Here is a 26,605-nt window from a genome sequence, read left to right as displayed (position 1 = left end):
CACTTAACGTCTCTTCATGTCGAAGTCGAAATTAGCTTCTTGGTTGCCGTGAGCCAAACCAATCTCTTCAATGTCAACTACGACATTAATTGGCGTAAGCAAATACATTGAAGAGCCAACTTTTTGCAAGTTGCCTGTAAGTACCTTGCTAGCACCATCAATAAAGTCAAGACAACGACGAGCTTGCGCTTCCAACATATATTGAAAATCGATTAAAACACATTCATTTTCAATCAATAGTTCTACAATTTCCTGAGCATCTTCATACTTTTTAGGATATTTAATTGCAATTGTTGTTTTAGTTGTATTCATTTGTTGTGGTCCCTGATTTGCTTGTGAACGACTCAGAGGTAAACTACGAAGGACTTGAGTTTCCTGTAAGTCTGAATTAACATGTTGGCGACGAGGAGGGACTGTTGCCTGAGAACGCTCAGGTTGACGTTGCTGACGAGGAGGTGGTGTCTGCACAGGTCTCTGTGCTTTTACTGGACGTGCTTTTACTGGACGTTCTTTAGCCTCTTCTTTAGCAGCATCTTCATAATCTGTTACTTCGTCGGTATCAAAATATGAAACAATTTTATCAATTGCGTCTTTTAATGCCATAAGGTTATTCTCCGTTCTCTTTAAAGAATGCACTGCCTATTCTGACAAAGGTTGATCCATTCTGAATAGCCATGTCATAGTCTCGACTCATCCCCATGCTTAACTGATCACAAGGAACATTCTTTAGTTTTTTCTCTTGAATTGATTGTCTAAGCTCATTTGTCTCAGAAAAAATCTTATCAAGTTCTTGAGCATCTGCATCAATTGGAGCCATGGTCATTAGTCCAACGATACAAATCTTATCAAGATTTTCAATTTGTTTTAGAACAGTATCAAGTTCTTCAGCTGAAAAACCATGTTTTGATTTCTCCCCTGAAACGTTAACTTGTAGGAAGCAATTAATAGTATGGTCGGCACGCTTTTGAATTTCCTCTGCTAATTTAACAGAATCCAAAGCATGAAAATAATCAACTAAATTAATAACATCCTTTACTTTACGACGTTGCAAGGTACCAATAAGGTGCCAAGTCAAATCATAATTTTTTAAAGCTTGATACTTATCTAAGAATTTATCAACGCGATTTTCAGCAATGTGCTTAATTCCCGTTTTAACCAATTCTTCAGCAATATCACTTGAAACATATTTGGTTACGGAAATAATATTGACTTCATCACTAGAGCGATTAGCCTTTTCACATGCTTCTTTTACCGCTTGATAAACATTATTTTTATTCTCTTCTATAGTCATTATTAACGATTTTTAAAGAATGGTGGTGTCTCCAATTCATCATCATCTTCAACATCACTTGAGAATGTAGACATAGTCAATTGACTATCTAGTTGACCAGTTTCAGGACGAGAAATATTATCACGTCTCAAATCCCAATTACCAAAAGCTGACTGCTCTTGTTGAGGAGCTGCCGCTGCAGGACGAACTCCTGGTTGTGGCATTGAAGGTGTTTCATTATAGTCAAAATTTGGTTGACGTTCAAATGAAGGTTGAGAAACTGGACGTTGCTCTTCTTGAGCAACTTGTTGAGTAGGAGCTGATGGTTGTGAAGGAGCTGTAGTCACTTTACGTGGTTGAGCTTTGATACCAGATGCTTTTTCAGCACGATCTTGGCGAACACCAGTTGCAACAACTGTTACACGGATTTCATCTTTCAATGTATCATCGATTGATGTACCAAGCCAAATGTTAACACCATTACCAGCTGCTTGGCCAACAATTTCAGAAGCTTCTTCTGCTTCCGTAAGCGTCATATCAAGACCACCAGTTACGTTAACGATAACATCTTCTGCACCATCAATAGTAGTTTCAAGAAGTGGTGAATAGATGGCTTTGCGTGCAGCTTCAACAATACGTTCTTCACCAGACCCAATACCGATACCCATAAGTGCATTACCTTTATTGGCCATAACTGTTTTCACATCGGCAAAGTCGAGGTTAATCAAACCTGGGTTAGTGATAAGGTCTGTAATACCTTGGACCCCTTGACGAAGAACATTATCTGCTTCACTAAGAGCTTCAAGAAGAGGTGTTTTCTTATCAACGATTTCAAGAAGGTTATTGTTAGAGATAATAAGAAGGGTATCAACTTGCTCACGCAACTCTTGAATCCCTTCGACAGCAAAGGCACCACGTTTGTTACCTTCAAATCCAAATGGACGTGTCACAACTGCAACTGTCAATGCACCCAAACTTTTCGCAATACGTGCAATAACTGGTGCTGCCCCTGTACCAGAGCCACCACCCATACCAGCAGTGATAAAGACCATATCAGCTCCTGTAAGTGCTTCTGTAAGTGTTTCTTCACTTTCTTCAGCTGCCTTACGACCAACTTCAGGTTGACCTCCGGCACCAAGGCCACGAGTCAATTTAGGACCCAATTGGATTACTGTTTCTGCTTTAGAAGAACTGAGTGCTTGAATATCAGTATTAGCTGCAATAAATTCAACACCAGCAAGACCTTCTTCAATCATTCGGTTGATAGCGTTTCCGCCACCTCCACCGACACCGATAACTTTAATTACCGCACCTTGAACTGATGCGCTATCAAATGAAAAACTCATTTTATTTCCTCGCTTTTACTAGATTCAATTAATCAAACATACTGCCGAAAATTCCACGAACACGATCACCAAGTTTTTGTTTTTGTTCATGATTTTCTTCTTCAACTGGCAGAGGTACCTCAATAGTGTTCTCAACAGGAATAGGATTTGGTTGAGGAGCCACTCGAGGTGCTGGAGCAGGAGTTCTATCAAAACTCAAGGAAGGAGCCTCATTGTCGATTGGTTTACGACGTAGATACTCTTCACCAGACACAGCCTGTTGCGCGATGATGTCAACTTCTGTAAGAAGACCAACATACTCAACAAGACTAATCACATTTGCAAACATTGGATTACGGATACCAACTTGGTTTGGCACGTAAAGTTTAACATTTGTTTCAAAAATCTCTTGAGCAACTTCAACCACACCTGGCATGATAGCTGTTCCACCTACAAGGACAATGCCACCAGGCAAATCAAGTAGACGTCCTCGAGTCAAGTCTTGTTTAACTCTATCAAGGATATGCTTCACACGAGCTGAGATAATCTCAGCAAGGTATTTTTCTGTAATTTCAACAGGTGAATTCTCACCTACAACCTCTACTTGGACAGTTTCTGTTTCGCTTGCTTCTTCAATATCTGCATTACCAAAATTGAACTTAAGCGCTTCAGCAATCTGCATTGAAGTCTTCAAAACTTTTGAAATATCCTTAGTGATGTACTCGCCACCTTCAGAATAAATATTGGTAAATTGAAGTTCTTGAGCACGCATGCTTGCAACAGTTGTTTGACCGCCACCCATATCAATAACAGTAGCACCAAACTCACGTTCACCTTCATTTAGAACAGCACGTGTCATTGCCAGAGGAGAGATGATAATATTCTCTACTTGAATACCAGCACGTTCAACTGTCTTACGAAGGTTGTGAAGAATTGTTGTTGGTCCTGTATAAATGAGACCTCTCATTTCAAGACGAATCCCCATCATGCCACGAGGATCACGAATTCCTTGGAAGCCATCAACAATAAACTCTTCAGGAACTAGTGAGATAACCTCACGCTCAGGTGTAATGCTCTTTGTCAAGGCTGAGCGAACAACACTTTCAACATCTTCATCTTTGATTTCTTTTGATTCACTTGTTACAGGAATCATACCTTGTGTAGGCTCAATTTGAAGAAGATTAGCTGGAAGCCCAACGTTCACTTGCTCAATAACAATCCCAGCTTTTTCTTCTGCTTGTTCAATAGCTGTTTTGATTGTTTTCGCTGCAGCGTCAATGTCAACAATGATGCCATCTTTCACACCAGAACTCTTAACATTACTTACCCCGATGACATTCATTGATCCATCAATAAACTCAGCAACAAGAACCTTAATCGAGCTAGTTCCTATATCTAATCCTGTAAAAAAGCCATCTCTAGCCATTCACTCGACCTCTCAATCTTTCCATTCAATATCTTTGTAAACTGTATAAAAACAGAATTATTCGGATACTATTGTACCATAAAAAAACGTAAAATGTCAGCATTTTACGTTTTTTATTATTCAATATTAACCTTGAGCAGGGGAAGGACGAAGAGTTGTTTCTTGACCAACAGTTGGATTTTCTTGTCCTTGAATACCCGGATTTTCAGAATTAGACTCTTCCTCAGAATGCTGTTCAGTTGATGTTGTAGTATCTTGATCTTCTTCAGAAGTTGTATTTTCTTCCTTTTTATCAGTCTTATCTTTGTCTTTCTTTTTATCCCCATCAGTTTTTGATGATTCAACCTCAGGAGTCGTTGTATAAAGTCCAACTTCCATATCAACAATACTTCCATCTGAAAGTTGGCTCTTAATTTTCTCGTAGTAAGGGAGCTTAACCGTTAATTGAGAAAGAGGAACACGAATGGAATTGCCATCATACAGCTCAATCGTTAGTAAATCTGAAGTTGCTTTAGTTGGCGTAAGATTAATAATTTGAATATTATTCTTGATTTTTGAATCAAGTTTATTTAATTCTTTTACTAAATCTTCGATTTTCTTCTCGTCATCCATCTTTAAAGTGATGAATTTATCAGGTAGATTGCTAGTTGAAACCGTTCCTCCTGTCTTACCACTTTCAAGAATAGAAACATAACCATTTGTAGTTTGACGATAAGCAACAATTGGGTATTCTTTTACTGCAATATTAAATTGATTTGGAAAACTATAAGTTACTGTAGCCTTTTTAACCCAAACATTGGTTTTTTCAACAGTTGATGCAATTTTTCCTTGGTTGAAAAAGACATGAGTGATATAGTCTGTATCAAGAATTCCACTTGCAACTTTCACATCTTCTGGTAGAGCATTTTTTGTTCCTGATACAGTGAGAACCTTTTGTTTTGACCAAGGTGAAATAAAGAAAAGTGAAAATACGATTAGGAGTGCAGCGATAAAAATAACTAGTCCCGCAAGATTTTGTTGTGCAATTGGAATATTGCTACTCGTATTCCCTTTTTTTCGTTTCTTCTTTTTGGTCTTTTTTTTCTTTCTAACCTTCTTTTTCACTGGTGGTTGGCTCTCATTTGAAGTCGCCCCTTCTGAATGAACGACCTTTCCATTCGCAAATTCTTCAGAATCTTCGGTTTCTTTTTTTCTCAAAAATTCGAGGTTTCTCTTCTGCCACTCTGTGAGAACTTGTTTTTCTTGTGATTCTTGATCCTTTTTTGCCATGAAATTCCTTTATTTTTTTGAAATACTAGTCACTAATAGGTTATAAAAATCATCAGGAGAAGTAATTTCCTCAGATTTAGCCATAGCTTCTTTGTAAGTCTCTGCATGTTCAACAAGTTGTTCAAGCTCATGATTTAAGGTTTCCCAACTTAACTCTGCTTCCTGTAATTGACGTGCGTAACCTTTTCGTTCAAAATAGGCAGCATTTTCAAGTTGGTCTCCTCGGCTAGCTTCTTTCCCTAAAGGAATAATTAAATGAAGTTTTTTCATAGCTAACAATTCAAAAATCGTATTTGAACCACCACGAGTGACAACTAAATCTGCCGTATCCATAAGAGGTTGATACAAATCTGTCACATAATCAACTCTATAAAGATGACGTTCTAAGGTATTCAATGAAGAGTCCCCAGAAATATTAATGACATTATATTTTTCAGTCAGTTGTGGAGTATTACTAATAAAATCATTAAATACCTTTGCACCAGCTGATCCACCTATGAAAAGGACAGTTTTTAACTTGTCATCAAACTGTACTTTAATCTTATCCAGAGCATCAGACTGATTGGACGTTGCCATCCCTACCTTTGTAATAGCACCTATATGTTTTGTCTTCGCCAATCCTTTAGATTGTTCAAAAGTCGTAAACATAGTAGTTGCAAATTTATAGGCGATCTTATTGGCCAAGCCCATAGAAAGATCAGACTCATGCACATATACAGGAACGCCTAATAACTTAGAAGCAATTACCGGTGGCACTGAGACAAATCCTCCTTTTGAAAAGAGTGCTTGAGGACGAATCTTGGCAATAATTGCAATTGACTGTAGAATCCCCCAACCAACTTTAAAGACATCCAACATATTTTGCCATGAGAAATAACGACGTAGTTTACCTGTAGCAATACTATGGAATGTCACATCCAAGCCAGATTTATCAATTTGCTCGTGTTCAATTCCGTGCTTATCACCAATATAGTGCACTTCCCATCCATCTTTTAGAAATTTTGGAATTAAGATAAGATTTAAAGTCACATGTCCAACAGTTCCACCACCGGTAAAAACAATTTTTTTCGCTTTTGCCATAGCCTATCCCTTCAATTGCTCAACAGTTGTGATAAATTCGTCACCACGCACTTCGAAATTCTTGTACATATCCCAGCTTGCATTTGCAGGGCTCAACAAGACAACATCTCCTGCACTGGCTTGATCAAAAGCAATACGTGTCGCATCTGCCACATCTTTGGCATCAAGATAAGTTACTCCTGCTTTATCAGCAGCACGCTTGACACGATGAGCTGATTCCCCTAAAATCACCATTTTCTTAAGACCGGTAATGTCAGGAATGAGTTCATCAAATTCATTACCACGGTCCAAACCACCAGCAATCAAAATAACTTTACTATTATCAAAACCAGAAAGTGCTTTTTGTGTCGCTAAAATATTAGTTGACTTACTATCATTATAGAATTTCACTTCATCGATAGTATCAACGAATTGGAGACGGTGCTTAACACCACCAAAACTTGCGAGGGTTTCCTTTATAGCTTGGTTTGAAATACCTGACAATTTTGCTACAGCTATAGTTGCCAAGGCATTTTCAACATTGTGACTACCAGGAACGCCAATTTCATCAGCTTGCATCACTAATTCACCTTTGAAGTAAAGAGCACCATTTTCAAGATAGGCACCATCTACTTTTTCCACTGTTGAGAATGGAACTACTTGTGCCTTAGTTTGTGTAGCTAATTCCTTAGCTAAATCTTGATTGAAGTTCAAAACAACAAAATCATCCACAGTCATTTGATTTTGAATATTCCACTTGGCAGCCACATATGCTTCAAAACTACCATGATAGTCAATATGTGTCGGCATCAAGTTAGTAATCACAGCAATATGTGGATGGAAGCTGTCAATCCCCATCAATTGGAAAGAAGACAATTCCATAACTAAGGTATCTTGATTAGTTACTGACTGTGCAACTTCTGACGCAGGGAAACCAATATTCCCAGACAAGACACCCGATTTACCACCATGATTTAGGACATCAGCAATCATAGTTGTCGTTGTTGTCTTACCATTTGACCCTGTAATACCGATAATAGGTGCTTCAGATACTAGATAGGCCAATTCCACTTCAGTCCAAACAGGAATACCTTTTTCTAGACCACGAGCTACCATTGGATTGTCATAACGAATTCCAGGATTTTTCACCATTAATTCAAAATTTTCATCCAAAAGTTCAAGAGGATGTCCGCCGCAAACAACCTTAATGCCTTCTTCAAGAAGGGCTTGAGCCGATGGATTTTCCTCAAATGGTTTACCATCATTTACTGTGACAATAGCACCCAACTTAGCCAATAGGCGAGCAGCTGCTTCACCAGATTTAGCCAAGCCAAGGACCAAAACTTTTTTATTTTCAAATTGTGTTACTGATTTCATAATTCGTCCATTCTCTCAAATTGTATCATAATCATTTTACCCTTTATCCCAAGCTATTTCAAGGAGTTACCTCTTCTTGGTAAAAGAAAAAGCCAATCTATCAGACTGACTTTTAATCTCACGCTACTTATTTATCTTCATGTTCAACTTTTTCATGATTAAGCTCCGACATGGCGAAAAAATCTTTCAAGGTGAAATAGCTCAATACAAGCATTCCAACTGTAACAAAGAACTCACCAGGTAGGCTGAAGAATTTAATGATTGATAGCACTGCCAAAAGTAGGAGCAATGCTAAGGTAGCCATGACAAAGAGAAGATTCATGGTGTTTTTTACCGACTTTGGTGCAATAAAGAAATAGAATGATGCAATCAATACAGCAACAATCAGATAAAACATCTCTTCTCCTCTCTATATATTATTCAGCTTCTGCTGCTTTTTTCTTACGTTTATTGGCTTTATCACGCTCTGCTTTATTCAAAATTTGTTTACGCAAGCGGATAGATTCAGGCGTTACTTCCATGTATTCATCATCATCCAAGAATTCAAGTGATTCTTCAAGAGTTAAGATACGTGGAGTCTTGATAACAGCCGTTTGGTCCTTAGTTGCTGAACGCACGTTTGTCATTTGTTTTGCTGTAGTGATATTGACACCAAGGTCATTTTCACGAGCATTTTCACCAACAATCATACCTTCATAAACTTCAGTACCTGGGTTAACAAAGATTGTACCACGTTCTTCAATACGCATAATTGAGTAAGTTGTCGCTTTACCTGTATCGATAGAAACGAGGGCACCACGGTGACGTCCACCAATTTCACCAGCAACAACTGGCAAGTATTGGTCGAAGGTATGGTTCATGATACCGTAACCACGTGTCATAGACAAGAATTCCGTAGAGAATCCGATAAGTCCACGAGCTGGTACAAGGAAGATAAGGCGAGTTTGACCGTTACCAACCATTTGCATATCAAGCATGTCACCTTTACGTTCTGAAAGGGCTTGGATGATAGAACCTTGGTACTCTTCTGGAGTATCAATTTGAACACGTTCAAATGGCTCACATTTCACGCCATCAATTTCTTTGATGATAACTTCTGGACGAGACACTTGAAGTTCGTATCCTTCACGACGCATTGTTTCAATAAGGATAGACAAGTGCAATTCACCACGACCTGATACAGTCCATTTATCTGGAGAATCAGTTGGATCAACACGAAGAGAAACGTCTGTTTGCAACTCTGCCAAAAGACGCTCTTCAACCTTACGTGATGTCACGTGTTTACCTTCACGGCCGGCAAATGGTGAGTTATTCGCCAAGAAAGTCATTTGAAGTGTTGGTTCGTCAATACGAAGAACTGGCAATGGTTCAACAGCATCAGTTGGTGTAATTGTTTCACCAACGAAGATGTCTTCCATACCTGAGATGGCAATCAAATCGCCAGCTTTTGCTTCTTCAATTTCACGACGTTCCAAACCAAAGAAACCGAAAAGTTTAGTAACACGGAAGTTCTTTGTTGTTCCGTCAAGTTTTGAAAGGGTAACTTGGTCACCAACTTTTACAGTTCCACGGAAGATACGTCCAATACCGATACGACCAACAAAATCATTGTAGTCAAGAAGCGACACTTGGAATTGAAGAGGCTCATCTGAGTTATCTACAGGAGCTGGGATGTGATCAATAATAGTGTCAAAGATTGGAGCCATAGTGTGCTCTTGATCAGCAGGGTTATCTGACAATGATGATGTACCGTTAATCGCTGACGCATACACAACTGGGAATTCCAACTGATCATCATCGGCACCAAGCTCGATGAAGAGTTCAAGAACCTCATCAACAACTTCTTCCGGACGTGCTGATGGTTTATCAATCTTGTTAACAACAACGATAGGTGTCAAGTTTTGCTCAAGCGCTTTTTTCAGCACAAAACGTGTTTGAGGCATTGTACCTTCGTAGGCATCGACAACAAGGACAACCCCATCAACCATTTTCATGATACGTTCAACTTCTCCACCGAAGTCCGCGTGACCTGGTGTATCCATGATGTTGATACGTGTACCGTTATAAGCAACGGCTGTATTTTTGGCAAGAATTGTAATTCCACGTTCTTTTTCAAGATCGTTTGAGTCCATTGCACGCTCATCAAGCTCTTTACGCTCATCAAGAGTGTGTGATTGTTTCAACAATTCATCAACAAGTGTTGTTTTACCGTGGTCAACGTGGGCAATGATGGCTACGTTACGGATATCTTCTCTAAGTTTAGTCATTTTTTCCTCTTTAATTTTTATTTCAACTTTTAAAGTATACCACATTTTCAACAAAATGGCAGAGCTCAGTTGATTGTAAACGTTTTTCAACAAGAAAAAGGTGCTGTCCACCTATAATTGGTCAGACACACCTTCTGTCATTAGTTATCAATTGTAAGTGCAAGACTAGCAGCTCCAATAATACCAGCATCATTTCCAAGCTCTGCTAATTTCACTTTTGTTGTACGGCGAACTTGTGGGAATGCATAACGTGTAAAGTATCCTTCAACACGGCTACGCAAGAATTCACCAGCTGCTGAAACACCACCACCGATTACAACTGAATCTGGGTTAAGAATGTTTGAAATGTTTGCTGTTGCAAGTCCGAGGTATTGAGAGACTTTATCAACAATGCTATTAGCAAACTTATCACCTTCAGCAGCAGCTACGAAGATATCTTTACTTGTCACTTGCTCACCATTATCTACAGCAGCTTTAATAGAAGAGTTTCCTTCGTATCCTTCTGCCAAATGACGTGCTAAACGTACAACACCTGTTGCTGAAGCTACAGTTTCCAAACACCCCTTGTTTCCGCATGTACATTCAAATCCTGTTTCAGGTTCAACAATAATGTGACCAATTTCACCACCAGCACCGGCAACACCATGAATTAAATTACCATCAGCGATAACACCGCCACCAACACCTGTACCCAATGTTACAAAGACAACATCTGGATTGTTAGCACCAGCACCAACCCAACGTTCCCCCAGTGCAGCCACATTAGCATCATTATCAATAGCGAATGGAATACCAAGTTCTTTTTCAATGACAGAGCCAACTTCTTGAGTTTCTGCCCAGTTCAAGTTAAAAGCACCCGTTACTGTTTTATTTTCACGGTCAACTGCACCTGGAGATCCCATACCAATTCCAATGAAGTCTTCAGCAGTAAGTCCATACATTTCCAAACGGTGTTTCAAAGATTCTACAATGTTAGGAACGATGTGGCGACCATTTTCAAGCGTATTTGTCTCAATAGCCCATTTTTCTTGCACTTCACCTTCCGAAGTCAAAATACCAAACTTAACAGTTGTTCCACCAAGGTCAATTCCTAAGAGTTTTTTAGCCATTTTCTTTCTCCATTTCAATGCGATGTTCACGTCGTAAAATCATTTCAGCAGTAAGATAGTTGTCCTTGTCCACTAAACCATTCTGGTAGAGGGCTTCTAATTCAATCTTCATCATCTCGATATCATAGAGCCTTTTACCCAAGTAAACTACTATACCAAACTGCTTCAACAACTGTTGAACGTCATATAATGTTTTCATAGAAATATTTTAGCAAAAAGCTTAAGGCATGACAAGATGAATTTGAAAACCTTTTCAGATTATCATTTAATTAGAAAAAAAGCCCAAGTCTATTTGACTTAAGCTCTTATCTATTGACAATTCGGACAAATGCCATGCAAAATCATCTGCTCACGAGTGATGCGAAATCCTGTTTGCGATTCTACCTCTTCTTTGAAAGACGGGATCGGTAAGTCTAAATCAGTAATTTGACCACATTTTTCACAAACAATGTTTAAGTGGTCATGTCCCATAAAATCATAATAGGTTGTATTATCATTATTAACCTTAATTTCAGAGACAATCCCTTCTTCAACCAACACTTTCAAGTTGTTATAGACCGTCGCTAAACTCATGCCCGGATTATCAGGGAGAAGGTCATAATATATCACATCAGCGCTAGGATGTTGATCAGACATCATCAAATAGCGGATAACAGCTTTACGAGATTCGGTCAATCGAATTCCTTTAGCTTTTAACTGATTCAGGACATCTTCATAAACGCCTAGACTACGTCGATGCTCAGACATATCGCCGCCTCCCTTCTTCTAAAAGTATTTTGTGTCTATTATACACTTTTAGAGGAACTCTTGACAATCATCTTAACTCAAAATTTGATTATTTCAAGCCTGGTGCTTGTCCAAGTTCTGCAGTCAACATCCAGATTGTCTTATCAATTTCTGATTTTGCTGCTGTAAAGATATCATTTGAAGGAGCATCTCCTTCTTCATCTGTGATATCCAAACCAACTTGGAACAAGACAGACAAGTATTTATATGTATCAACCAATAACTGAATTTGATCAGACATTGATTTATCAAATGTACCAGTAGTTTCAGTCAAACCTGAATTAGATGAAAACTCTACCAAAGTTGAGTAAGGTTCACCACCAATGGTAATCAAACGTTCACTAATAACATCAAGATGAGCATTCAAACTATCCATCAATTCATCCATTTTTGGATGAAGATAGAGGAAACCAGGACCACGCATATACCAATGAACTTGGTGAACAATTGAAGCTGCTACAGACAAATCAGCAACTGCTTGATTCAAAACTGCTTTAGTTTTTGTATTTGTTGGAGTTTCAGCTTGTTGGTTAACTGTTTCATTGATTGTTTCTTTAATTGAATCTACCATATTAATTCTCCTTATTTAGAATTACTATTATTTACACTTTTATTTTAGAATATTTCTAAATAATATGCAAGTGAAATGCTTTTTCTCATTCTTTTTCGAATAATTAGGTATGTTAAGCATTATTTATTTTTTTCTAGGAGCCTCTTTAGGCTCATTTATCGGACTAGTTTGTGATCGTTTTCCTGAGAACTCGATTATTTTTCCTAGTAGTCACTGTAGCCATTGCAAACATCAGTTGCGTTTTTCCGAGATAATTCCTATCCTCTCACAACTTTTCTTAAGATCTCGATGTCGTTCATGTCAGTCTCCTATCCCTTTTCGTTACCTCTTTATGGAACTATTTTGTGGGGTAATATGTCTTCTATATTTCTATGACTTTTTAAGTCTTAAAGTAACCTACTTTCTTTACTTCAGCCTTTGTTTATCTATTTTTGATTTGAAACAGAAATCCTATCCACTTCTGATCTGGATAGTTGGAACAGTCCCACTCCTATTCATGGGCAACTATTACCTCACATTTGCTATAGGGATAATCCTCGCTTTCCTTTCTTTTATAAAACATCTAAATATTGGGGAAGGTGATTTTCTCTACTTAGCAAGTGCCTCACTTATTTTCCCATTTTCAAAAATACTTCTAACTATCGAGCTTGCGTGCCTATTAGGGCTAGCGTACTTCCTTATACGAAGAAATCTTAAGGAATGTATCGCATTTGTCCCATTTCTTTTTCTAGGGATTGTACTTCTTACCTTTTATTCAATTGTATAGAAAAAAGCCGATAAACTCGGCTTTCTTTATTAGTTCATATTAACACGGTGCCACTCATTAATAACATAAGAGAGCATTCCTAATTGTTGGAGACCCCAACCGCTGATTTCATCTGAATTTTCAGTTGATCCACCAAGGTAACGTGTATAGATTGCAACCATATAAGGTGTATCTTCCATAACGATAGCATCAACGTTAAGTGCTTCACGGACATAACCTGGTTTTTGATAAATTGTCAGATTAGGAAGATATGTCTTATAGTACTCATTAGGGAATGACTCACCAATGTAGTGGAGAATATCTTTGTAATTATCTTGGTGTTTCCAAAGGTAATCCAAAACTTGGATGTAATAATCCGTCGTTGTCTTATTACCATGCATTTGGATAGTTTTCACTTCACCTTTTGATTTACCATATTTATCAAGCATGCCATAGAATTTTTCCATACCACCAAGGCGTTCCGCCAAAGCATAGGCTGGAGTATTCTCAGAGTAAACAAGAGAATACTCTTGCATTTCTGGAATAGTCATTGAACCACCGAAAGCAGCAACATAATTATCATGTTCGCCTTGATACTCATACTCAGTATTAGTAATATCAAAACGTTCAGTTAAAGAAAGTTTTCCTTTATTAACCTCATCCATGACAAGCATGTTTAGTGGCAATTTATAAGTTGATCCTGCAGTCATTGGCTGAGTATCATTCATAGAGAATTGCTCATTTGTCTTGGTATTTTTATATGAAAAGGCAATTTGGCTAGACTCGATACCTTGGTCAGCCATAAAAGCTTCAACCACTTGGTTCAATGTCATGTTAGCATAATCATAATACAATCCATTACCATACATGGTATCTGCATCTGCTTCCATGACTGCTTGTTTAGCTTCGGCTGATTTATTAGTTGGAGTTACCTTTTCCTCTTTTTCTTTGTCTTCTTTTTTAGTGACTTTAGAACTAGAGCCGAAGATATTTCCAAGGCTACCAGTGTGACCAGCTTGTTTCCCACGTCCTGCTAAAGCAAGCATGGCAACAAACAAAAGTATTACCAGAACACCTAGGAAGGCTAAGATAAGATATGCTTTTTTATCATCACGAGATGATTTTAATTTAGATTTCTTAGAGCGTCTACTTCTAAGTGGCAAGGTTTCAGTTTTTGTTTCTTTTTCCTTGTGCTCAACTGGTACTACTGTTTTTTCAGCTACTTTTTTGTCTGCTGATTTTTTAGAAACCTTTTTTGTATCTTTTTTCGCTTCTTTTTTGTTGGTCTTTTTAGCGCCTTTTTTGACATCTTTTTTAGTATCTTTAGTGTCTTTCTTGACGTCTTGTTGAAGGTCTTGTTTTACCGAATCTTTCTTTTTATCTTTAGTTTTTCGGCGACTTCCACTGTACTTCTTGCTTGAATGTTTTTTCTTTTTTTTCATAACAATAATAGTTTAAGCTATAATTCACTAAAAAGCAAGGAGATTTTACAATCATATTACAAAAAAATTATCCCCAACAGTGAGGATAATTTTAAACTTATTTAGCTGCTGCATAAAGCTCAGCAACTTTATTCCAGTTAATGATTTCAAAGAAAGCTTTGATGTAGTTTGGACGTACGTTACGGTAGTTTAGGTAGTAAGCATGCTCCCAAACATCAAGCGCCAAGATTGGTTTCTTACCGTCTGAGATAGGAGTGTCTTGGTTAGCAGTTGAAACAACTTCAAGTTTACCTTCATCGTTAACAACAAGCCACGCCCAACCTGAACCAAAACGAGTTGTTGCTGCTGCTGTGAAAGCTTCTTGGAAGGCTTCAAATGATCCGAAAGCTTCGTTAATAGCAGCTACTACTTCAGCAGTTGGTTCTTGTTTTTCAGGAGACAAAAGTTCCCAGAAAAGTGCGTGGTTAAGGTGTCCACCACCATTATTAATAAGTGCTTGACGAATATCAGCTGGGATTTGTTCCACATCAGCCAAAAGTGCTTCAAGGTCTTCACCAATTTCTGGGTGTTTTTCAAGAGCAGCATTAGCATTTGCTACATAAGTTGCATGGTGTTTATCGTGGTGAAGAGTCATTGTTTCAGCATCAATGTATGGTTCCAAAGCATCATATGCGTAAGGAAGGTCTGGAAGAATAATTGCCATAGTAAAGGTCCTCTTTTCATTTTTTCTTCATTTTACCGCAAAGTGGTAGAGCTTTCAAAAATTTTGCTTACAAAATCATAGAAAACTCTAAACCTCTAGCGGTTTGATACAATTTTTAAAAGTGCTAAATCAAACAAGTAGTCTTTATCTAAAGTTCCTGTTTTTATCTGGTAATCTGTCTCTACTAAAATCTTAATCGTCATCTTTAAGAATGCTACTGATAAGGGACGGCTATCTCTCAGTGCAAAACGAACCTGAAACTGATTAACTTTACGCCCTAGATAATCTGAGAGACTTGAAACAATTTGCTGCTCACTTTTACCTTGAGCAGATAAAAGTTTAACCTGTAAATAGGTACGAAACTGTCCCAACATAACAGCAATCAACTTAATCTCATCTTCACCCTGTAGCCGTAAATCATGAACCAATTCACGAACGCTCTGAATCTGTCCTCGTATAAGAAGTTGCGTCATATCAAAAATGTTATCTTGCAAACTTTTCGGAATAGCCTCAGCAATGTCCTGTGATGAGATATTCCCTTCAGTTTTATATCCCTTTAGAAAAGCTAAGTTTTTTTGAACATCTGAAAAATCAAAATTTGACTTGATTAAAAGTTCCTCAAAAACTCCTGTATCAAAAGTAAGCCCCTCTTGATGCGCCTGCTTTTGAAAATAGGTTCTAAGTTCTGCATCTTTTAAAGGACTAGCTTCAAGCACCATGGCATCACGTTTGAGAAGTTTGACTAAACGACGCTTTCCATCTAGCTTTCCTGCAGACATTAAGACAAGACGAGTTGTTTCAACAGGAGACTCAAGATAATTTTCAAGACGCTTCAACTCTTTCTCATCCAGATATGACTTTTTAGCAGTAGTCATATCTGCGAAATGATCAAAAATGACCACCTTCTCATCTGCAAAAAAAGGCATACTTTCTAAATCGAGCTCAGCATCTTGATAATCAGTCTCAGACATATCAAAATAAGAATAGGTCAAGTCACTAGGATCAAAACCAATTTGTTTTAAAAATTTTTCTTTAGCCTGACTATACTGTCCTAAATCCTCGCCCGCCAAGACCGTTATCATGGGGAGCTTTGCTTTGGACAGCTTTTCAATCGTTTCCATAGCAATCATGGTTTTATTATAACAGAATTTTCACCATAACAAAAAGCCCACCACTAAAGTGATGAACTTTACTTGATTAACCAGAGTTACGAAGACCTGTTGCAATACCATTGATGGTAATGTGAATAAGGCTAATTTCGTCATCGGTCAAATCATTGTTACGAAGACGTTTAATCAATTCAATTTGGATGTAGTTCAAGACATTGAAGTATGGCAAACGGAAGTCCAAACTTGCTTTAAGTGACGGACTCTCATCTAGGAAGCCATCATGTTTTTCAATCGCAAGAATGACATCTTTAGTCAACTGCCACTCATCCAAAATAATATTGAAGACACTACGAACTTCTTCACTTTCTGCCAATTGTGCATAGTGGAAGGCGATATTCATATCTGATTTTGAAAGCACCATGTCTACGTTTGACAAAAGTGAACGGAAGAATGGCCATGTTTCAAACATATGTTGAAGTTTCTCGAGGTTGCCTTCTTCAGCTTGGATAAAGCGATTAAAGGCAGAACCCACACCATACCAACCTGGGAACATGATACGGTTTTGTGACCATGAGAATACCCAAGGAATCGCACGCAGACCAGAAATCTCAGTAATAGTCTTACGAGCCGCTGGACGAGAACCGATATTCAAACTTGAGACTTCTTTAATAGGGCTTGCTTCAAAGAAGTAATCATAGAAATGTTCGTTTCCAAAGACAAGATTGCGATAGATAACATTAGAATCTTGAACGATACCATCCATCATTTCACGGAAATCAATCAATTCATCTGGATCTGCAATTTGACGTGTTACCATACGGTCAAGGGCAGCTGAAACAAGCATTTCAAGATTGTAGTAGGCAGCATCCTTATTACCATATTTATTACCGATAACCTCACCTTGTTCAGTCAAACGGATACGATCTTTAATGGTACCAAACGGTTGAGACGTAATGGCATCGTATGATGGGCCACCACCACGACCAACAGTACCACCACGACCATGGAAGAAGGTAATCTTAATACCACGCTCTTCACCAATCTTAGTCAATTCGTTTTGAGCTTTGTAAAGCGTCCAACCTGAAGACAAGTAACCACCATCTTTGTTAGAGTCTGAGTAACCCAACATGATTTCTTGGTAGTTATTGCTATTCTTAATCCAACGTTTAACGATATCATAACCAAGGTATTGTTTCATGATATCATTAGAGTTTTCCAAGTCTTCGATAGTTTCAAAAAGTGGAACGATTTGGACACGCGCACGTTCTGTATCAACCAAGCCAACTTCTTTAAGAAGGATAGCCAACTCAAACATATCTGAAACGCTCTCAGTGTGAGAGATAATATGTTGTTTGATGACATCTTCACCAATATAGTCTTTCAAGAGACGAGCTGTACGGAAGATTGCCAATTCTTTTTCAAGAATTTCTGACTTAGGCACATTAGTTGATGACAAAGTACGAGGATCTTCTTGCAATTCTTTGAGAAGAACCGCAACCTTTTCAACCTCAGTCAATTCACTATAGTTATCAACAATATTAGCAGACTTAAGCAATTCTGCCACACAAGTTTCATGAACGCTTGAATCCTGACGCATATCGATTGTAGCAAGATAGAAACCAAAGACTTCTACAGCTTGGAGAAGCTCTTCAAAATCACCTGAAATTAAGACAGCATCGTCGTTTTCAAGAAGTGAATTTTTGATTGCCAAAAGATCATCATGGAAATCCTCAGCTGTTTCATAAAATTCAGTCGTTTGTTGTGAGACAGCTTGAAGACTTTGGCTGAGACGTTGTTGCACGTAATCAGCTACTACTTCACCCGTTGAAGCTGAGCCTAGACGCACATTTTCAGAAAGACGTTTAGCAACTCTTTCCTTGCTAAAGTTTCCTTCTTTAAAGAAAAGAAGTGTCTGAATCAACTTAGACTGGATGTAACTAAAAGCACGACGGTAAGGTTCATTTTCACGATAAACAGATGTATCCGGAGAATGTTTCGCCATCTCTGCTACTGTATCTGAAACCTCAGTCAAGCGTGATGAGAGGGAGAATGAACGGTAAAGATTATCAACTTTTTCGATATAGTAATTGAGGATAACTTCACTTTGTACTGTTGCAGAAAGTTTAAGAGTTTCTGCTGTTACAAATGGGTTCCCGTCACGGTCACCACCAATCCACATTCCCATAGTAATAGGTGTTGGATTGTCAAGTTTGATACCTTTTTCAACCGCTAAACGTTTGAATTCATGCGATAAGTTCGTAATCGCCTTAATCAATGAGGAGTTATAATACTCCATAACGTTAGTGATTTCGTTTTTAACCTTAAGTTTTTTCTCACGAATGATATCTGTTTGCATCATGATTTCTACATAACGACGCAAATCTGCATACCATTTATCCTTGTTGATAAGACCAGCCTTAACATCACGATGCTTACGGAGAAGTTCGTGAATGTGGTTAGTCAATTCAAGCATGGTTTTACGTTGAACCTGAGTTGGGTGGGCTGTCAATACTGGCACGACATTGACATGTTCAAGAATGTCACGTGCATTTTCACTTTCAGCGACAACATCAAAGGTTTCAGACAACTTACCTAGATAAGATTCATCAATATTGTTCTTGTGGTTGACTTCATAAGCCAAATCCACGTCTTCAGAGATATTAATCAAAAGAGGTAACAAAGAGAAATAACGTGATGCAACGACCATATCGTCATTTGTCATTTCTGAAATGGCTTGTGTAAGGGCCACATAGTCACCTTCATCATAAAGTTCAACCAAATGTTGGATAGTTGTGAGACCTTGCTCTCCAGCCATGCCTCGTGTTGCATCATCCAACAATTCTTTCAAGATACCAACTTCTTCAGAGATGATTTCCTGATTGTTACTGCTTTCCAATTTGTTAAAAGCCAAACCTTATTCTCCTTACTTTATGTAGTACCCTCTTATCATATCACTTTTAAAACAAAAGTAAACCATTTTCCTTTAAATCGTCAGTTATTTTGCAATTTTCCGACTTTTTCAAATAAATTTTCAAGGCTATTTCCGAACTTTATTAAAAAAGACTCTGAAACAGAGTTCAGAATCTTAATTATACTTTTCTTGATAGAATTTGATTTCATCGCCATCTTCAACCTTAAGCTGGTTGGCTGCTTTTTCACCAAGTTTACCATTGACATCAAACATCCAATAGATCCCCTTATCCTTGTCTTGAGAAATACCATCAATTTCGGTAATAAAACCATCATTTTCTTGAACAGGATATATTTCTTCTAAAACATCAAGGACCGTATCACCTTTTTGGATTTCTACTGATTTTTTCTTACTTTCCTTATCTGTTTTCAAAATCAAAGTCACTTGACCTTGAACCTTAGACTGATGATTATTTGTGCTGCTAGTAAGTTTAGCTGCCTCATTTTTTCCACAAGCTGCTAGAGTAACAAGTGATAAAGCAAGAAAAATATATGTCGCTAATTTTTTCATTTCAAAAACCTCCTAAAAATAGACTGGATGAATGGATAGAATAGAAGCGTCGATACAGCATGATAGGTGTCGTAAAGTAGACCAGAAATAACAAAGGTAATCCCACTTTTAAATAGGAGGCCATAGCTGTAATCCATGAGAACCCCATAGAGAAAGGACAAGAGAGTTACCAAAGCAATCTGCCAAACAAGTGACAACCTAGGTGCAATCAAACTCCAAAGAGACATCAAGACGCCGAAGGCCAGAATCTGATTAAAGACCCAAGGACCAAAACCAAAGATGAATCCTGAGATGGACATGGTTAAAGCCATAATCAATAGACCATCAACCAAACCCAAATAAAGAACAGCCACAAAAAACATAGCTGTAATAGGCTGAATATTTGGCAATCCTATAAATGCTGATCGCAATCCTACTGCCAGAGCTGACAGAATGGCTATCCGAGCCATTCGTTGAATCGTTAGTTTCATACATCTATTATGCCAGAAATAAGGAAATATGACTAGTTTTTCAAAATAAAAACTAAAGATTTCTTGAAATACAGAGTAAGATCGTACAAATTTTAGAAAATATTGTTCTTTTTCACCCCCTCACAAGTATCAAACAGTCTGATTGGTTAGACTAGTTAATATAAAATGTACTCTCATTCGCTATCCTCTGTCATCTTGATAACACTAAATAATTAAGTTAAGTTAAATTCATAAGTTAACTTGACTTAATTGTTATTTTAAAGTATATTAAACTTAAGGAGGCAGCTAATGATTCAAATTGAAAATATTAATGTGTCTTATCAACAGACATTAGCTTTGGATAATATCACCTTAAACTTGGAGGGACCTAGTATTACTGGGATTATTGGACCAAATGGTGCTGGTAAATCAACTCTAATTAAAGCATTAATTGGTATTATTCCTCACTCTGGAAAAATCCTTTTCAATAAACAACCTATCCGTCAGCAATTGAATCGTATTTCCTATGTTGCACAGAAGGCTGATATTGATTTTAACTTTCCGATTACTGTCAAAGAGTGCATCTCTTTAGGACTCTATCCCAAAACCAAGTTCTTTAAACGTCTATCTAAAAGTGATTTATCTAAAGTCACAGATGCTTTAACACTACTCGGGCTAAATGATCTGGCCCATCGCCAGATAAGCCAATTATCAGGAGGCCAATTTCAACGTGTTCTAATCGCTCGTTGTCTTCTACAAGAGGCAGATATCCTCCTATTGGATGAGCCCTTCGTTGGGATTGATTCCGTTAGTGAAGATATTATCATGGACACCTTGAGAGAACTTAGGAAACAAGGCAAGCTTATTCTCATCGTTCACCATGATTTGAGTAAGGTCCCTCATTATTTTGACCAAGTCATCCTTCTCAATCGGAAATTGATTGCTAGCGGGCCTACTAATCTTATTTTTAATGAGGATAATCTCCGTAAAACCTACGGTAACAGTTTATTTTATAAAGGAGATGCAAATGTTTTCTGAATTTATTGATGGTTTGCTAAATTTCCACTTCTTACAGAACGCGCTTATAACGGCTTTAGTTATTGGAATTGTCGGAGGGGCTGTTGGTTGTTTTATTATTCTAAGAGGCCTGTCGCTTATGGGTGATGCGATTTCACATGCGGTTTTACCTGGCGTAGCTATTTCCTTTATCTTAGGTATTAATTTTTTCATAGGAGCCATCATCTTTGGACTTTTAGCTTCTACAATGATTACCTATATCAAAAGCAATTCCATTATTAAGAGTGACACGGCAATTGGGATTACCTTTTCGAGTTTTCTAGCTCTCGGTATTATTCTCATCGGTGTTGCTAATAGTTCCACAGATCTCTTTCATATTCTCTTCGGGAATATTCTAGCTGTACAAGACATGGATATGTGGATAACGATTATCGTTTCACTTCTCGTACTAGCAACTATTACAATCTTCTTTCGCCCTCTACTCCTAACATCCTTTGATCCAATTTTGGCCAAGTCTATGGGAGTTAAGGTCACCTTCTACCACTACTTACTTATGGTTATTCTAACTTTGGTTTCTGTAACTGCCATGCAGAGTGTTGGTACTATTCTTATTGTGGCACTTTTAATTACACCGGCTGCCACTGCCTACCTTTATGCTCATAGCCTAAAAACAATGATTCTTCTCTCATCAGGATTGGGGGCTCTGGCATCTGTTCTAGGTCTTTTTATCGGCTATAGTTTTAATATTGCAGCTGGTTCGAGCATTGTATTAACGTCTGCTCTACTCTTTCTCATCAGCTTTTTCATCGCCCCAAAACAAAGTGGCATGAATAAAACTTCTAAACAATAAAAAATAGGATGAAAATAATATGAAAAAAATACTATCAACAATAGCACTATTACTTTTAGCGGTAGTTGTTTTAGCAGCGTGTACCAATAAACAAGGCAGTAGCAAGGATAAATTACGAGTTGTTACGACTAATTCCATTATTGCCGATATCACCAAAAATATTGCTGGAGATAAAATCAAACTCCACAGTATTGTCCCCGTTGGTAAGGACCCTCACGAATACGAACCTCTTCCTGATGATGTTAAGAAGACATCACAAGCTGACTTGATTTTTTATAACGGTATCAATTTAGAAACTGGTGGGAATGCTTGGTTTACTAAGTTAGTCAAGAATGCTCATAAGACAGAAAATAAAGATTATTTTGCAGTTAGTGATGGTGTTGAGGTAATTTACCTTGAAGGTCAATCAGAAAAAGGTAAGGAAGATCCCCACGCTTGGCTTAATCTGGAAAATGGGATTATCTATGCTCAAAATATTGCCAAGCAACTGATTGCTAAGGACCCTAAAAACAAGACCTACTACGAAAAGAATCTAGAAGCTTATACTGACAAACTTAGTAAACTGGACCAAGAAGCTAAAGAGACATTTAACAAGATTCCAGATGAGAAAAAACTGATTGTCACTAGTGAAGGATGCTTCAAATACTTCTCAAAAGCCTATGGCGTACCATCTGCCTACATCTGGGAAATCAATACAGAAGAAGAAGGCACACCAGACCAAATCAAAACACTCGTGGAAAAACTACGTCAAACAAAGGTACCAGCTCTCTTTGTCGAATCTAGTGTCGATGAACGCCCTATGAAAACAGTATCTAAGGATACCAATATTCCTATTTATGCAAAAATCTTTACAGATTCTATTGCTGAAAAAGGGCAAAACGGTGATAGCTACTACAACATGATGAAATATAATCTGGATAAAATCACTCAAGGCTTGAATCAGTAAAAATCTTATCTAAGATATGTTCTGTATTCTTCTGATAAATCTGTTATACTAAGATGAGACTATTTTCAAAGGAACAGACATGACACCTAATAAAGAAGACTACCTCAAATGTATCTATGAGATTGGTACTGAAGAAGGCAAAATTAGTAATAAGGAAATTGCGAACCGCATGCAGGTGTCTCCACCTGCTGTGACAGAAATGATTAAGAAATTGATTTCAGAAGACCTCATCATCAAAGATAAAGCCAAGGGCTATCTTCTAACGAAAACTGGTAAAATCAATGTCGCTGAACTCTATCGGAAACATCGCCTCATCGAAGTCTTTTTGGTGGACCACTTGCAATACACTTGCGATCAAATTCATCAAGAGGCAGAAATTTTAGAGCATACTGTCTCTAATCACTTCATCGATGCGCTTGACCGCCTACTCAATTATCCTCAAACCTGTCCACACGGTGGGCAGATTCCTAAATCAGGTCAGCTCATAGAGGAAATCTACAACCAGACTTTTACACAAGACCTTGCTCCTGGAGAATATGTCCTTCGTCGAGTTCAAGATCAAATTGATCTACTCCATTATTTGAAGACTGTCGGTCTTAAAATTGGAACACCTTTTACCTTTGAAGGCTTTGACCCTTTCACACAACTCTACCGACTTCATATTGATGGAAGGGACATCCAAATCCCAGAAGCCATTGCTGGCAATCTTTATATTGAAGCAAACTAAAAAAGCGAGGCTGATGAACACACTTAGAAGTGTCATCAGTCTCACTTTTTTTACATTTGTTTCAAGCGTTCCACCCGTTCTGAAATTGGTGGGTGAGTATAAAAGAGCTTCTGCAAACCAGATTCTTTTTTAGGGTCATTGATAAAGAGGGCTGCGCTAGCATCATCCACGTGATGTTGCATTGGCGCACTATTATCAAGTTTGAGCAGAGCATTAATCATACCTTGTGGGTTACGTGTCAATTCGACGCTAGAAGCATCGGCTAAAAATTCACGCTGGCGTGAAATAGCCAACTGAACCAAGGTAGCTGCCAAAGGCGCCAGAATAATGGCAATCAAAGAAATAATGAGAAGAATAATTTCCAAACCGCTACTTCCATTACGGTCATCATCATTTCTACGACGGCCTCCACCCCAGAACATCATATTACGAGCCATCCCAGCTAGCATGGTAATGGCAGATGCCAAGGCAACTGCTATGGTAGAGATTCGGATATCGTAGTTGCGAATATGACTCACTTCATGTCCGATAACCCCTTCAAGTTCCTCACGATTCATAACCGCAAGAAGACCTGTTGTAGCAGCTACAGCAGCATTTTTAGGGCTAGATCCCGTTGCAAAAGCATTCATTGAAGGATCATCGACAATAAAGACACGTGGCATCGGTATTTGTGCCACCATAGCCATATCCTCAACAACATGATAAAGGTTCGGAGCGGTTTGTTCGTCAACCTCTCGTGCACCATTCATAGCCATAACGACATTGGTTGATTGGAAAATCATGGTAACGGCATAGATAAAACCAATAACTAAGGCAAGAATCAGACCACCAAAGCCTGAACCTAACCAAAGATAGCCGACACCGTAGCCAACAAGGCCCAACAAGAGGAAAAAGACCAGGAGCAAAAGCCAAGTCTTTCTCTTATTTCGAGCAATTTGATCAAATAACATATTAGTTACCTAGTCCACTGAAATCAACCTTAGGCACAGCTTTTTCTTCTTCTGGTGTTTCAAGGAATTCAGCAGCCTTAAAGCTAAACATCTTAGCAATAACATTGCTTGGGAATGTTTCCAATTTCACATTGTAGTTACTTGTCACACTGTTATAAAGTTGACGTGAATAGGCAATTTTATTTTCAGTGTTCGTCAACTCTTCTTGAAGTTGGCTGAAGTTGGCACTAGCCTTAAGATCAGGGTAACTTTCAGCTACGGCAAAGATTCCAGAAACCTGACGAGTCAATTCATCACTGGCACGCATCGCTTCTGCAGGAGAAGTCGCAGCTGCTACTTGATTACGAAGTTCTGCTACTTTTTCAAGCGTTGAACCCTCATATTTTGCATATCCCTTAACAGTTTCAATCAAGTTAGGAAGGAGATCATTACGACGTTTCAATTGAACATCAATTTGACTCCATGCCTCCTTGGTTTGCATACGGCTTTTAACCAAGCCGTTATAACTTGTAATAACAAAAATCACAAGAACAACAATAATGGCAATAATAATCCAAATCATATTTAGTTTCCTTTCTTATACTTAAAAAGAGTCGGTACGACTTCTCTTACAAGTATTTTGATAGTCTCAGTATATCAAATTTTCAGATAAAAGTGGTAAAATGTGAGCCGTTTTACAAAAAAACTGGACATCTTGTCCAGCTTTTTTTATTACTCTTTAGACGTGTGTCGTTTGCCTTGGGCTAGGGCATCTGCTTCTGTCATAGTAACGACATTTGCTTTGTTGGTGTTGCTAGGCATACTATTGATGTCATACCAATAAACATCTGCTGTTCCATGACGCGCCACATAAACTGTTCTATTCTCTTCTTGTATAGGTTGCACAGGCTCTGGTTCAGAACTTGGTTGTTCAGTCACCTGTGAACTCTCAGAACTAGGCTCAGATGGTGCTTCAGTAAATTCAGTTACCGTATTTGTTGCTGTCCCATCTGCATAATTGATTTCTGCATTTGGTGATTGGTTATCCAAGATAACATGCGTAACTCCCTGACTGTCAAGAGTCTCCTTATCTCCACCAAGTTTAATTTCCAAGAGGTTTCCAGAACTATCGATACCAACATACTGAAGTTCCACTTGACGAGGCAACAACTCGTCTCCACTGTAGATAGCTGTTACCTTATAATCTAACCAATAGTTAGGGTGGAGTGCCAGCCAGTTATCCAAGCGATTCTCGTAATAAAGCATGCCTGACTGATTACCTTCGTCGGTTCCTTTATAATTTCCAGAGTTCAACCAGGCAGTCATAGGTACTAAATTTTTACCCTCGTCATTGACACCAGAAAACTGATAGCCAATCAAATGTCCTCGATTCATTAACCAAGATTTTGATTTACCATCACCATAATAAAACTTATAGTTATGCCATCCTACAGGATCATATTTTATTTTACCGGGGCGTTTATTCTTTGGCTCGTCCTTATCTTGTAACTGTATATGAGCACTGTGGGCGCGTCCTAACTGGTCCTTTTCCTCCATGACAAACTGCTTTTGACCATTAAAAGCTAATATACCATTGTTCTCATCCGCTTGAGCTACTTGAGAGCTTACAGTCAACGATTGTTTGCTAGTATCTACTGAAAATCCGAAACCTAAAGTAAATACTAGAACAAGAAGGGCAAATAAACGAATCCTACTATTTCTTTTTTCTTTCATTATCTTCACTCCTT

26 protein-coding genes and 2 pseudogenes are annotated in these 26,605 nt (G+C 38.1%); 5 read left to right on the top strand and 23 right to left on the bottom strand.

Going from position 1 to position 26,605, the window contains the following annotated elements:
• Positions 1-3: 3 nt before the first annotated feature.
• The 14 genes and pseudogenes from ACYVQ1_RS02075 to ACYVQ1_RS02010 all read right to left on the bottom strand — a co-directional run bounded on the left by ACYVQ1_RS02075 (position 4) and on the right by ACYVQ1_RS02010 (position 12,459).
• Positions 4-603: a cell division protein SepF gene (locus tag ACYVQ1_RS02075; RefSeq protein ID WP_037600934.1), complete on the bottom strand. Its 600-nt coding sequence runs from the start codon at positions 601-603 to the stop codon at positions 4-6.
• Positions 604-607: 4 nt separating this feature from the next.
• Entirely contained in the window at positions 608-1,291 is a 684-nt protein-coding gene (locus ACYVQ1_RS02070; protein WP_461249661.1) for a YggS family pyridoxal phosphate-dependent enzyme, read from the bottom strand.
• Between the two features lie 2 nt (positions 1,292-1,293).
• A pseudogene (locus ACYVQ1_RS02065) lies at positions 1,294-1,452 on the bottom strand (cell division protein FtsZ); the annotation flags it as partial.
• Positions 1,453-1,526: 74 nt separating this feature from the next.
• Positions 1,527-2,616 (bottom strand): annotated as a pseudogene (ftsZ, locus tag ACYVQ1_RS02060) (cell division protein FtsZ); the annotation flags it as partial.
• 28 nt (positions 2,617-2,644) lie between these two features.
• On the bottom strand, positions 2,645-4,021 hold the full coding sequence (gene ftsA, locus ACYVQ1_RS02055) for a cell division protein FtsA (protein ID WP_037600477.1): 1,377 nt from the start codon (positions 4,019-4,021) through the stop codon (positions 2,645-2,647).
• 126 nt (positions 4,022-4,147) lie between these two features.
• The gene (locus tag ACYVQ1_RS02050; RefSeq protein WP_461249660.1) at positions 4,148-5,290 is read right to left on the bottom strand and encodes a cell division protein FtsQ/DivIB; all 1,143 of its coding nucleotides are present in this window, start codon (positions 5,288-5,290) and stop codon (positions 4,148-4,150) included.
• Positions 5,291-5,299: 9 nt separating this feature from the next.
• Complete coding sequence (locus tag ACYVQ1_RS02045; RefSeq protein WP_049545838.1) at positions 5,300-6,370, bottom strand: UDP-N-acetylglucosamine--N-acetylmuramyl-(pentapeptide) pyrophosphoryl-undecaprenol N-acetylglucosamine transferase; 1,071 nt, start codon at positions 6,368-6,370, stop codon at positions 5,300-5,302.
• Positions 6,371-6,373: 3 nt separating this feature from the next.
• Entirely contained in the window at positions 6,374-7,726 is a 1,353-nt protein-coding gene (gene murD, locus ACYVQ1_RS02040; RefSeq protein WP_461249659.1) for a UDP-N-acetylmuramoyl-L-alanine--D-glutamate ligase, read from the bottom strand.
• A gap of 127 nt (positions 7,727-7,853) precedes the next feature.
• Positions 7,854-8,123: a DUF3165 family protein gene (locus tag ACYVQ1_RS02035; protein ID WP_461249658.1), complete on the bottom strand. Its 270-nt coding sequence runs from the start codon at positions 8,121-8,123 to the stop codon at positions 7,854-7,856.
• Positions 8,124-8,142: 19 nt separating this feature from the next.
• The gene (typA, locus tag ACYVQ1_RS02030; protein ID WP_002884130.1) at positions 8,143-9,993 is read right to left on the bottom strand and encodes a translational GTPase TypA; all 1,851 of its coding nucleotides are present in this window, start codon (positions 9,991-9,993) and stop codon (positions 8,143-8,145) included.
• Between the two features lie 140 nt (positions 9,994-10,133).
• Positions 10,134-11,102, bottom strand: coding sequence for an ROK family glucokinase (locus tag ACYVQ1_RS02025; RefSeq protein WP_037600464.1), 969 nt, complete (start codon positions 11,100-11,102; stop codon positions 10,134-10,136).
• Positions 11,095-11,301 carry a YqgQ family protein gene (locus ACYVQ1_RS02020; RefSeq protein WP_002890657.1) on the bottom strand — a complete coding sequence of 69 codons (207 nt, stop codon included), beginning with the start codon at positions 11,299-11,301 and terminating at the stop codon, positions 11,095-11,097. The genes ACYVQ1_RS02025 and ACYVQ1_RS02020 overlap by 8 nt, the downstream gene beginning before the upstream one ends.
• Positions 11,302-11,411: 110 nt before the next feature.
• The gene (locus ACYVQ1_RS02015) at positions 11,412-11,849 is read right to left on the bottom strand and encodes a Fur family transcriptional regulator (protein ID WP_314676629.1); all 438 of its coding nucleotides are present in this window, start codon (positions 11,847-11,849) and stop codon (positions 11,412-11,414) included.
• Positions 11,850-11,937: 88 nt separating this feature from the next.
• Complete coding sequence (locus ACYVQ1_RS02010; RefSeq protein WP_461249657.1) at positions 11,938-12,459, bottom strand: Dps family protein; 522 nt, start codon at positions 12,457-12,459, stop codon at positions 11,938-11,940.
• A 109-nt stretch (positions 12,460-12,568) separates the two neighbouring features.
• Here ACYVQ1_RS02010 and ACYVQ1_RS02005 point away from each other — a divergent pair, with 109 nt between their 5' ends.
• On the top strand, positions 12,569-13,225 hold the full coding sequence (locus ACYVQ1_RS02005) for a prepilin peptidase (RefSeq protein WP_461249656.1): 657 nt from the start codon (positions 12,569-12,571) through the stop codon (positions 13,223-13,225).
• A 29-nt stretch (positions 13,226-13,254) separates the two neighbouring features.
• Here ACYVQ1_RS02005 and ACYVQ1_RS02000 read toward each other — a convergent pair whose 3' ends face one another.
• The 6 genes from ACYVQ1_RS02000 to ACYVQ1_RS01975 all read right to left on the bottom strand — a co-directional run bounded on the left by ACYVQ1_RS02000 (position 13,255) and on the right by ACYVQ1_RS01975 (position 20,409).
• Positions 13,255-14,646: a serine hydrolase gene (locus tag ACYVQ1_RS02000; protein ID WP_461249655.1), complete on the bottom strand. Its 1,392-nt coding sequence runs from the start codon at positions 14,644-14,646 to the stop codon at positions 13,255-13,257.
• Positions 14,647-14,743: 97 nt separating this feature from the next.
• The gene (gene sodA / locus ACYVQ1_RS01995) at positions 14,744-15,349 is read right to left on the bottom strand and encodes a superoxide dismutase SodA (protein WP_417164744.1); all 606 of its coding nucleotides are present in this window, start codon (positions 15,347-15,349) and stop codon (positions 14,744-14,746) included.
• A 95-nt stretch (positions 15,350-15,444) separates the two neighbouring features.
• Positions 15,445-16,479: a DNA polymerase III subunit delta gene (gene holA, locus ACYVQ1_RS01990; protein WP_461249654.1), complete on the bottom strand. Its 1,035-nt coding sequence runs from the start codon at positions 16,477-16,479 to the stop codon at positions 15,445-15,447.
• Between the two features lie 67 nt (positions 16,480-16,546).
• Positions 16,547-19,369, bottom strand: a complete 2,823-nt coding sequence (ppc, locus tag ACYVQ1_RS01985) for a phosphoenolpyruvate carboxylase (RefSeq protein WP_461249653.1) — start codon at positions 19,367-19,369, stop codon at positions 16,547-16,549.
• Between the two features lie 174 nt (positions 19,370-19,543).
• On the bottom strand, positions 19,544-19,939 hold the full coding sequence (locus tag ACYVQ1_RS01980) for a DUF4430 domain-containing protein (RefSeq protein WP_461249652.1): 396 nt from the start codon (positions 19,937-19,939) through the stop codon (positions 19,544-19,546).
• Positions 19,936-20,409, bottom strand: a complete 474-nt coding sequence (locus tag ACYVQ1_RS01975) for a hypothetical protein (protein ID WP_073950591.1) — start codon at positions 20,407-20,409, stop codon at positions 19,936-19,938. Before ACYVQ1_RS01975 ends, ACYVQ1_RS01980 begins: the two co-directional genes overlap by 4 nt.
• A gap of 288 nt (positions 20,410-20,697) precedes the next feature.
• On the opposite strand from ACYVQ1_RS01975, the gene ACYVQ1_RS01970 reads away from it, so the two are divergent.
• From ACYVQ1_RS01970 to ACYVQ1_RS01955, 4 genes are all read left to right on the top strand, one after another.
• Entirely contained in the window at positions 20,698-21,426 is a 729-nt protein-coding gene (locus ACYVQ1_RS01970; protein ID WP_461249651.1) for a metal ABC transporter ATP-binding protein, read from the top strand.
• A complete protein-coding gene (locus ACYVQ1_RS01965) occupies positions 21,416-22,255 on the top strand; it encodes a metal ABC transporter permease subunit (protein WP_461249650.1) in 840 nt (279 codons plus the stop codon). Before ACYVQ1_RS01970 ends, ACYVQ1_RS01965 begins: the two co-directional genes overlap by 11 nt.
• 19 nt (positions 22,256-22,274) lie before the next feature.
• Positions 22,275-23,201, top strand: a complete 927-nt coding sequence (locus ACYVQ1_RS01960) for a metal ABC transporter substrate-binding lipoprotein (RefSeq protein WP_461249649.1) — start codon at positions 22,275-22,277, stop codon at positions 23,199-23,201.
• A 79-nt stretch (positions 23,202-23,280) separates the two neighbouring features.
• Entirely contained in the window at positions 23,281-23,928 is a 648-nt protein-coding gene (locus ACYVQ1_RS01955) for a metal-dependent transcriptional regulator (protein ID WP_461249648.1), read from the top strand.
• 50 nt (positions 23,929-23,978) lie between these two features.
• On the opposite strand, the gene htpX is transcribed toward ACYVQ1_RS01955, so the two are convergent.
• The 3 genes from htpX to ACYVQ1_RS01940 all read right to left on the bottom strand — a co-directional run bounded on the left by htpX (position 23,979) and on the right by ACYVQ1_RS01940 (position 26,591).
• Positions 23,979-24,878, bottom strand: coding sequence for a zinc metalloprotease HtpX (gene htpX, locus ACYVQ1_RS01950; protein ID WP_002890638.1), 900 nt, complete (start codon positions 24,876-24,878; stop codon positions 23,979-23,981).
• Between the two features lies 1 nt (position 24,879).
• Positions 24,880-25,440, bottom strand: coding sequence for a LemA family protein (locus ACYVQ1_RS01945; RefSeq protein WP_037600435.1), 561 nt, complete (start codon positions 25,438-25,440; stop codon positions 24,880-24,882).
• A gap of 149 nt (positions 25,441-25,589) precedes the next feature.
• A complete protein-coding gene (locus ACYVQ1_RS01940) occupies positions 25,590-26,591 on the bottom strand; it encodes a DNA/RNA non-specific endonuclease (protein ID WP_461249647.1) in 1,002 nt (333 codons plus the stop codon).
• Between the last annotated feature and the right edge of the window lie 14 nt (positions 26,592-26,605).

The sequence above is a fragment of the Streptococcus parasalivarius genome (genome assembly GCF_054785155.1).
The sequence above is the reverse complement of the archived record's forward strand: the minus strand, read 5'-3'. Positions and strand labels throughout refer to the sequence as shown.

What these genes read in the sequence shown, in the direction of transcription:
- ACYVQ1_RS02020 (WP_002890657.1), bottom strand. Translation starts at nt 11,301, where the DNA reads ATGAAAACATTATATGACGTTCAACAGTTGTTGAAGCAGTTTGGTATA.
- ACYVQ1_RS02045 (WP_049545838.1), bottom strand. Translation starts at nt 6,370, where the DNA reads ATGGCAAAAGCGAAAAAAATTGTTTTTACCGGTGGTGGAACTGTTGGA.
- ACYVQ1_RS02000 (WP_461249655.1), bottom strand. Translation starts at nt 14,646, where the DNA reads ATGAAAAAAAAGAAAAAACATTCAAGCAAGAAGTACAGTGGAAGTCGC.
- ACYVQ1_RS01940 (WP_461249647.1), bottom strand. Translation starts at nt 26,591, where the DNA reads ATGAAAGAAAAAAGAAATAGTAGGATTCGTTTATTTGCCCTTCTTGTT.
- ACYVQ1_RS01965 (WP_461249650.1), top strand. Translation starts at nt 21,416, where the DNA reads ATGTTTTCTGAATTTATTGATGGTTTGCTAAATTTCCACTTCTTACAG.
- ACYVQ1_RS01955 (WP_461249648.1), top strand. Translation starts at nt 23,281, where the DNA reads ATGACACCTAATAAAGAAGACTACCTCAAATGTATCTATGAGATTGGT.
- holA (WP_461249654.1), bottom strand. Translation starts at nt 16,479, where the DNA reads ATGATTGCTATGGAAACGATTGAAAAGCTGTCCAAAGCAAAGCTCCCC.
- ACYVQ1_RS02070 (WP_461249661.1), bottom strand. Translation starts at nt 1,291, where the DNA reads ATGACTATAGAAGAGAATAAAAATAATGTTTATCAAGCGGTAAAAGAA.
- sodA (WP_417164744.1), bottom strand. Translation starts at nt 15,349, where the DNA reads ATGGCAATTATTCTTCCAGACCTTCCTTACGCATATGATGCTTTGGAA.
- htpX (WP_002890638.1), bottom strand. Translation starts at nt 24,878, where the DNA reads ATGTTATTTGATCAAATTGCTCGAAATAAGAGAAAGACTTGGCTTTTG.
- ACYVQ1_RS02035 (WP_461249658.1), bottom strand. Translation starts at nt 8,123, where the DNA reads ATGTTTTATCTGATTGTTGCTGTATTGATTGCATCATTCTATTTCTTT.
- typA (WP_002884130.1), bottom strand. Translation starts at nt 9,993, where the DNA reads ATGACTAAACTTAGAGAAGATATCCGTAACGTAGCCATCATTGCCCAC.
- ACYVQ1_RS01970 (WP_461249651.1), top strand. Translation starts at nt 20,698, where the DNA reads ATGATTCAAATTGAAAATATTAATGTGTCTTATCAACAGACATTAGCT.
- ACYVQ1_RS02075 (WP_037600934.1), bottom strand. Translation starts at nt 603, where the DNA reads ATGGCATTAAAAGACGCAATTGATAAAATTGTTTCATATTTTGATACC.
- ACYVQ1_RS02025 (WP_037600464.1), bottom strand. Translation starts at nt 11,102, where the DNA reads ATGGCTAAAAAACTCTTAGGAATTGACCTTGGTGGAACAACTGTTAAG.
- ACYVQ1_RS02015 (WP_314676629.1), bottom strand. Translation starts at nt 11,849, where the DNA reads ATGTCTGAGCATCGACGTAGTCTAGGCGTTTATGAAGATGTCCTGAAT.
- ACYVQ1_RS01945 (WP_037600435.1), bottom strand. Translation starts at nt 25,440, where the DNA reads ATGATTTGGATTATTATTGCCATTATTGTTGTTCTTGTGATTTTTGTT.
- ACYVQ1_RS01980 (WP_461249652.1), bottom strand. Translation starts at nt 19,939, where the DNA reads ATGAAAAAATTAGCGACATATATTTTTCTTGCTTTATCACTTGTTACT.
- ACYVQ1_RS02050 (WP_461249660.1), bottom strand. Translation starts at nt 5,290, where the DNA reads ATGGCAAAAAAGGATCAAGAATCACAAGAAAAACAAGTTCTCACAGAG.
- ftsA (WP_037600477.1), bottom strand. Translation starts at nt 4,021, where the DNA reads ATGGCTAGAGATGGCTTTTTTACAGGATTAGATATAGGAACTAGCTCG.
- ACYVQ1_RS01960 (WP_461249649.1), top strand. Translation starts at nt 22,275, where the DNA reads ATGAAAAAAATACTATCAACAATAGCACTATTACTTTTAGCGGTAGTT.
- murD (WP_461249659.1), bottom strand. Translation starts at nt 7,726, where the DNA reads ATGAAATCAGTAACACAATTTGAAAATAAAAAAGTTTTGGTCCTTGGC.
- ACYVQ1_RS02005 (WP_461249656.1), top strand. Translation starts at nt 12,569, where the DNA reads ATGTTAAGCATTATTTATTTTTTTCTAGGAGCCTCTTTAGGCTCATTT.
- ACYVQ1_RS01975 (WP_073950591.1), bottom strand. Translation starts at nt 20,409, where the DNA reads ATGAAACTAACGATTCAACGAATGGCTCGGATAGCCATTCTGTCAGCT.
- ACYVQ1_RS02010 (WP_461249657.1), bottom strand. Translation starts at nt 12,459, where the DNA reads ATGGTAGATTCAATTAAAGAAACAATCAATGAAACAGTTAACCAACAA.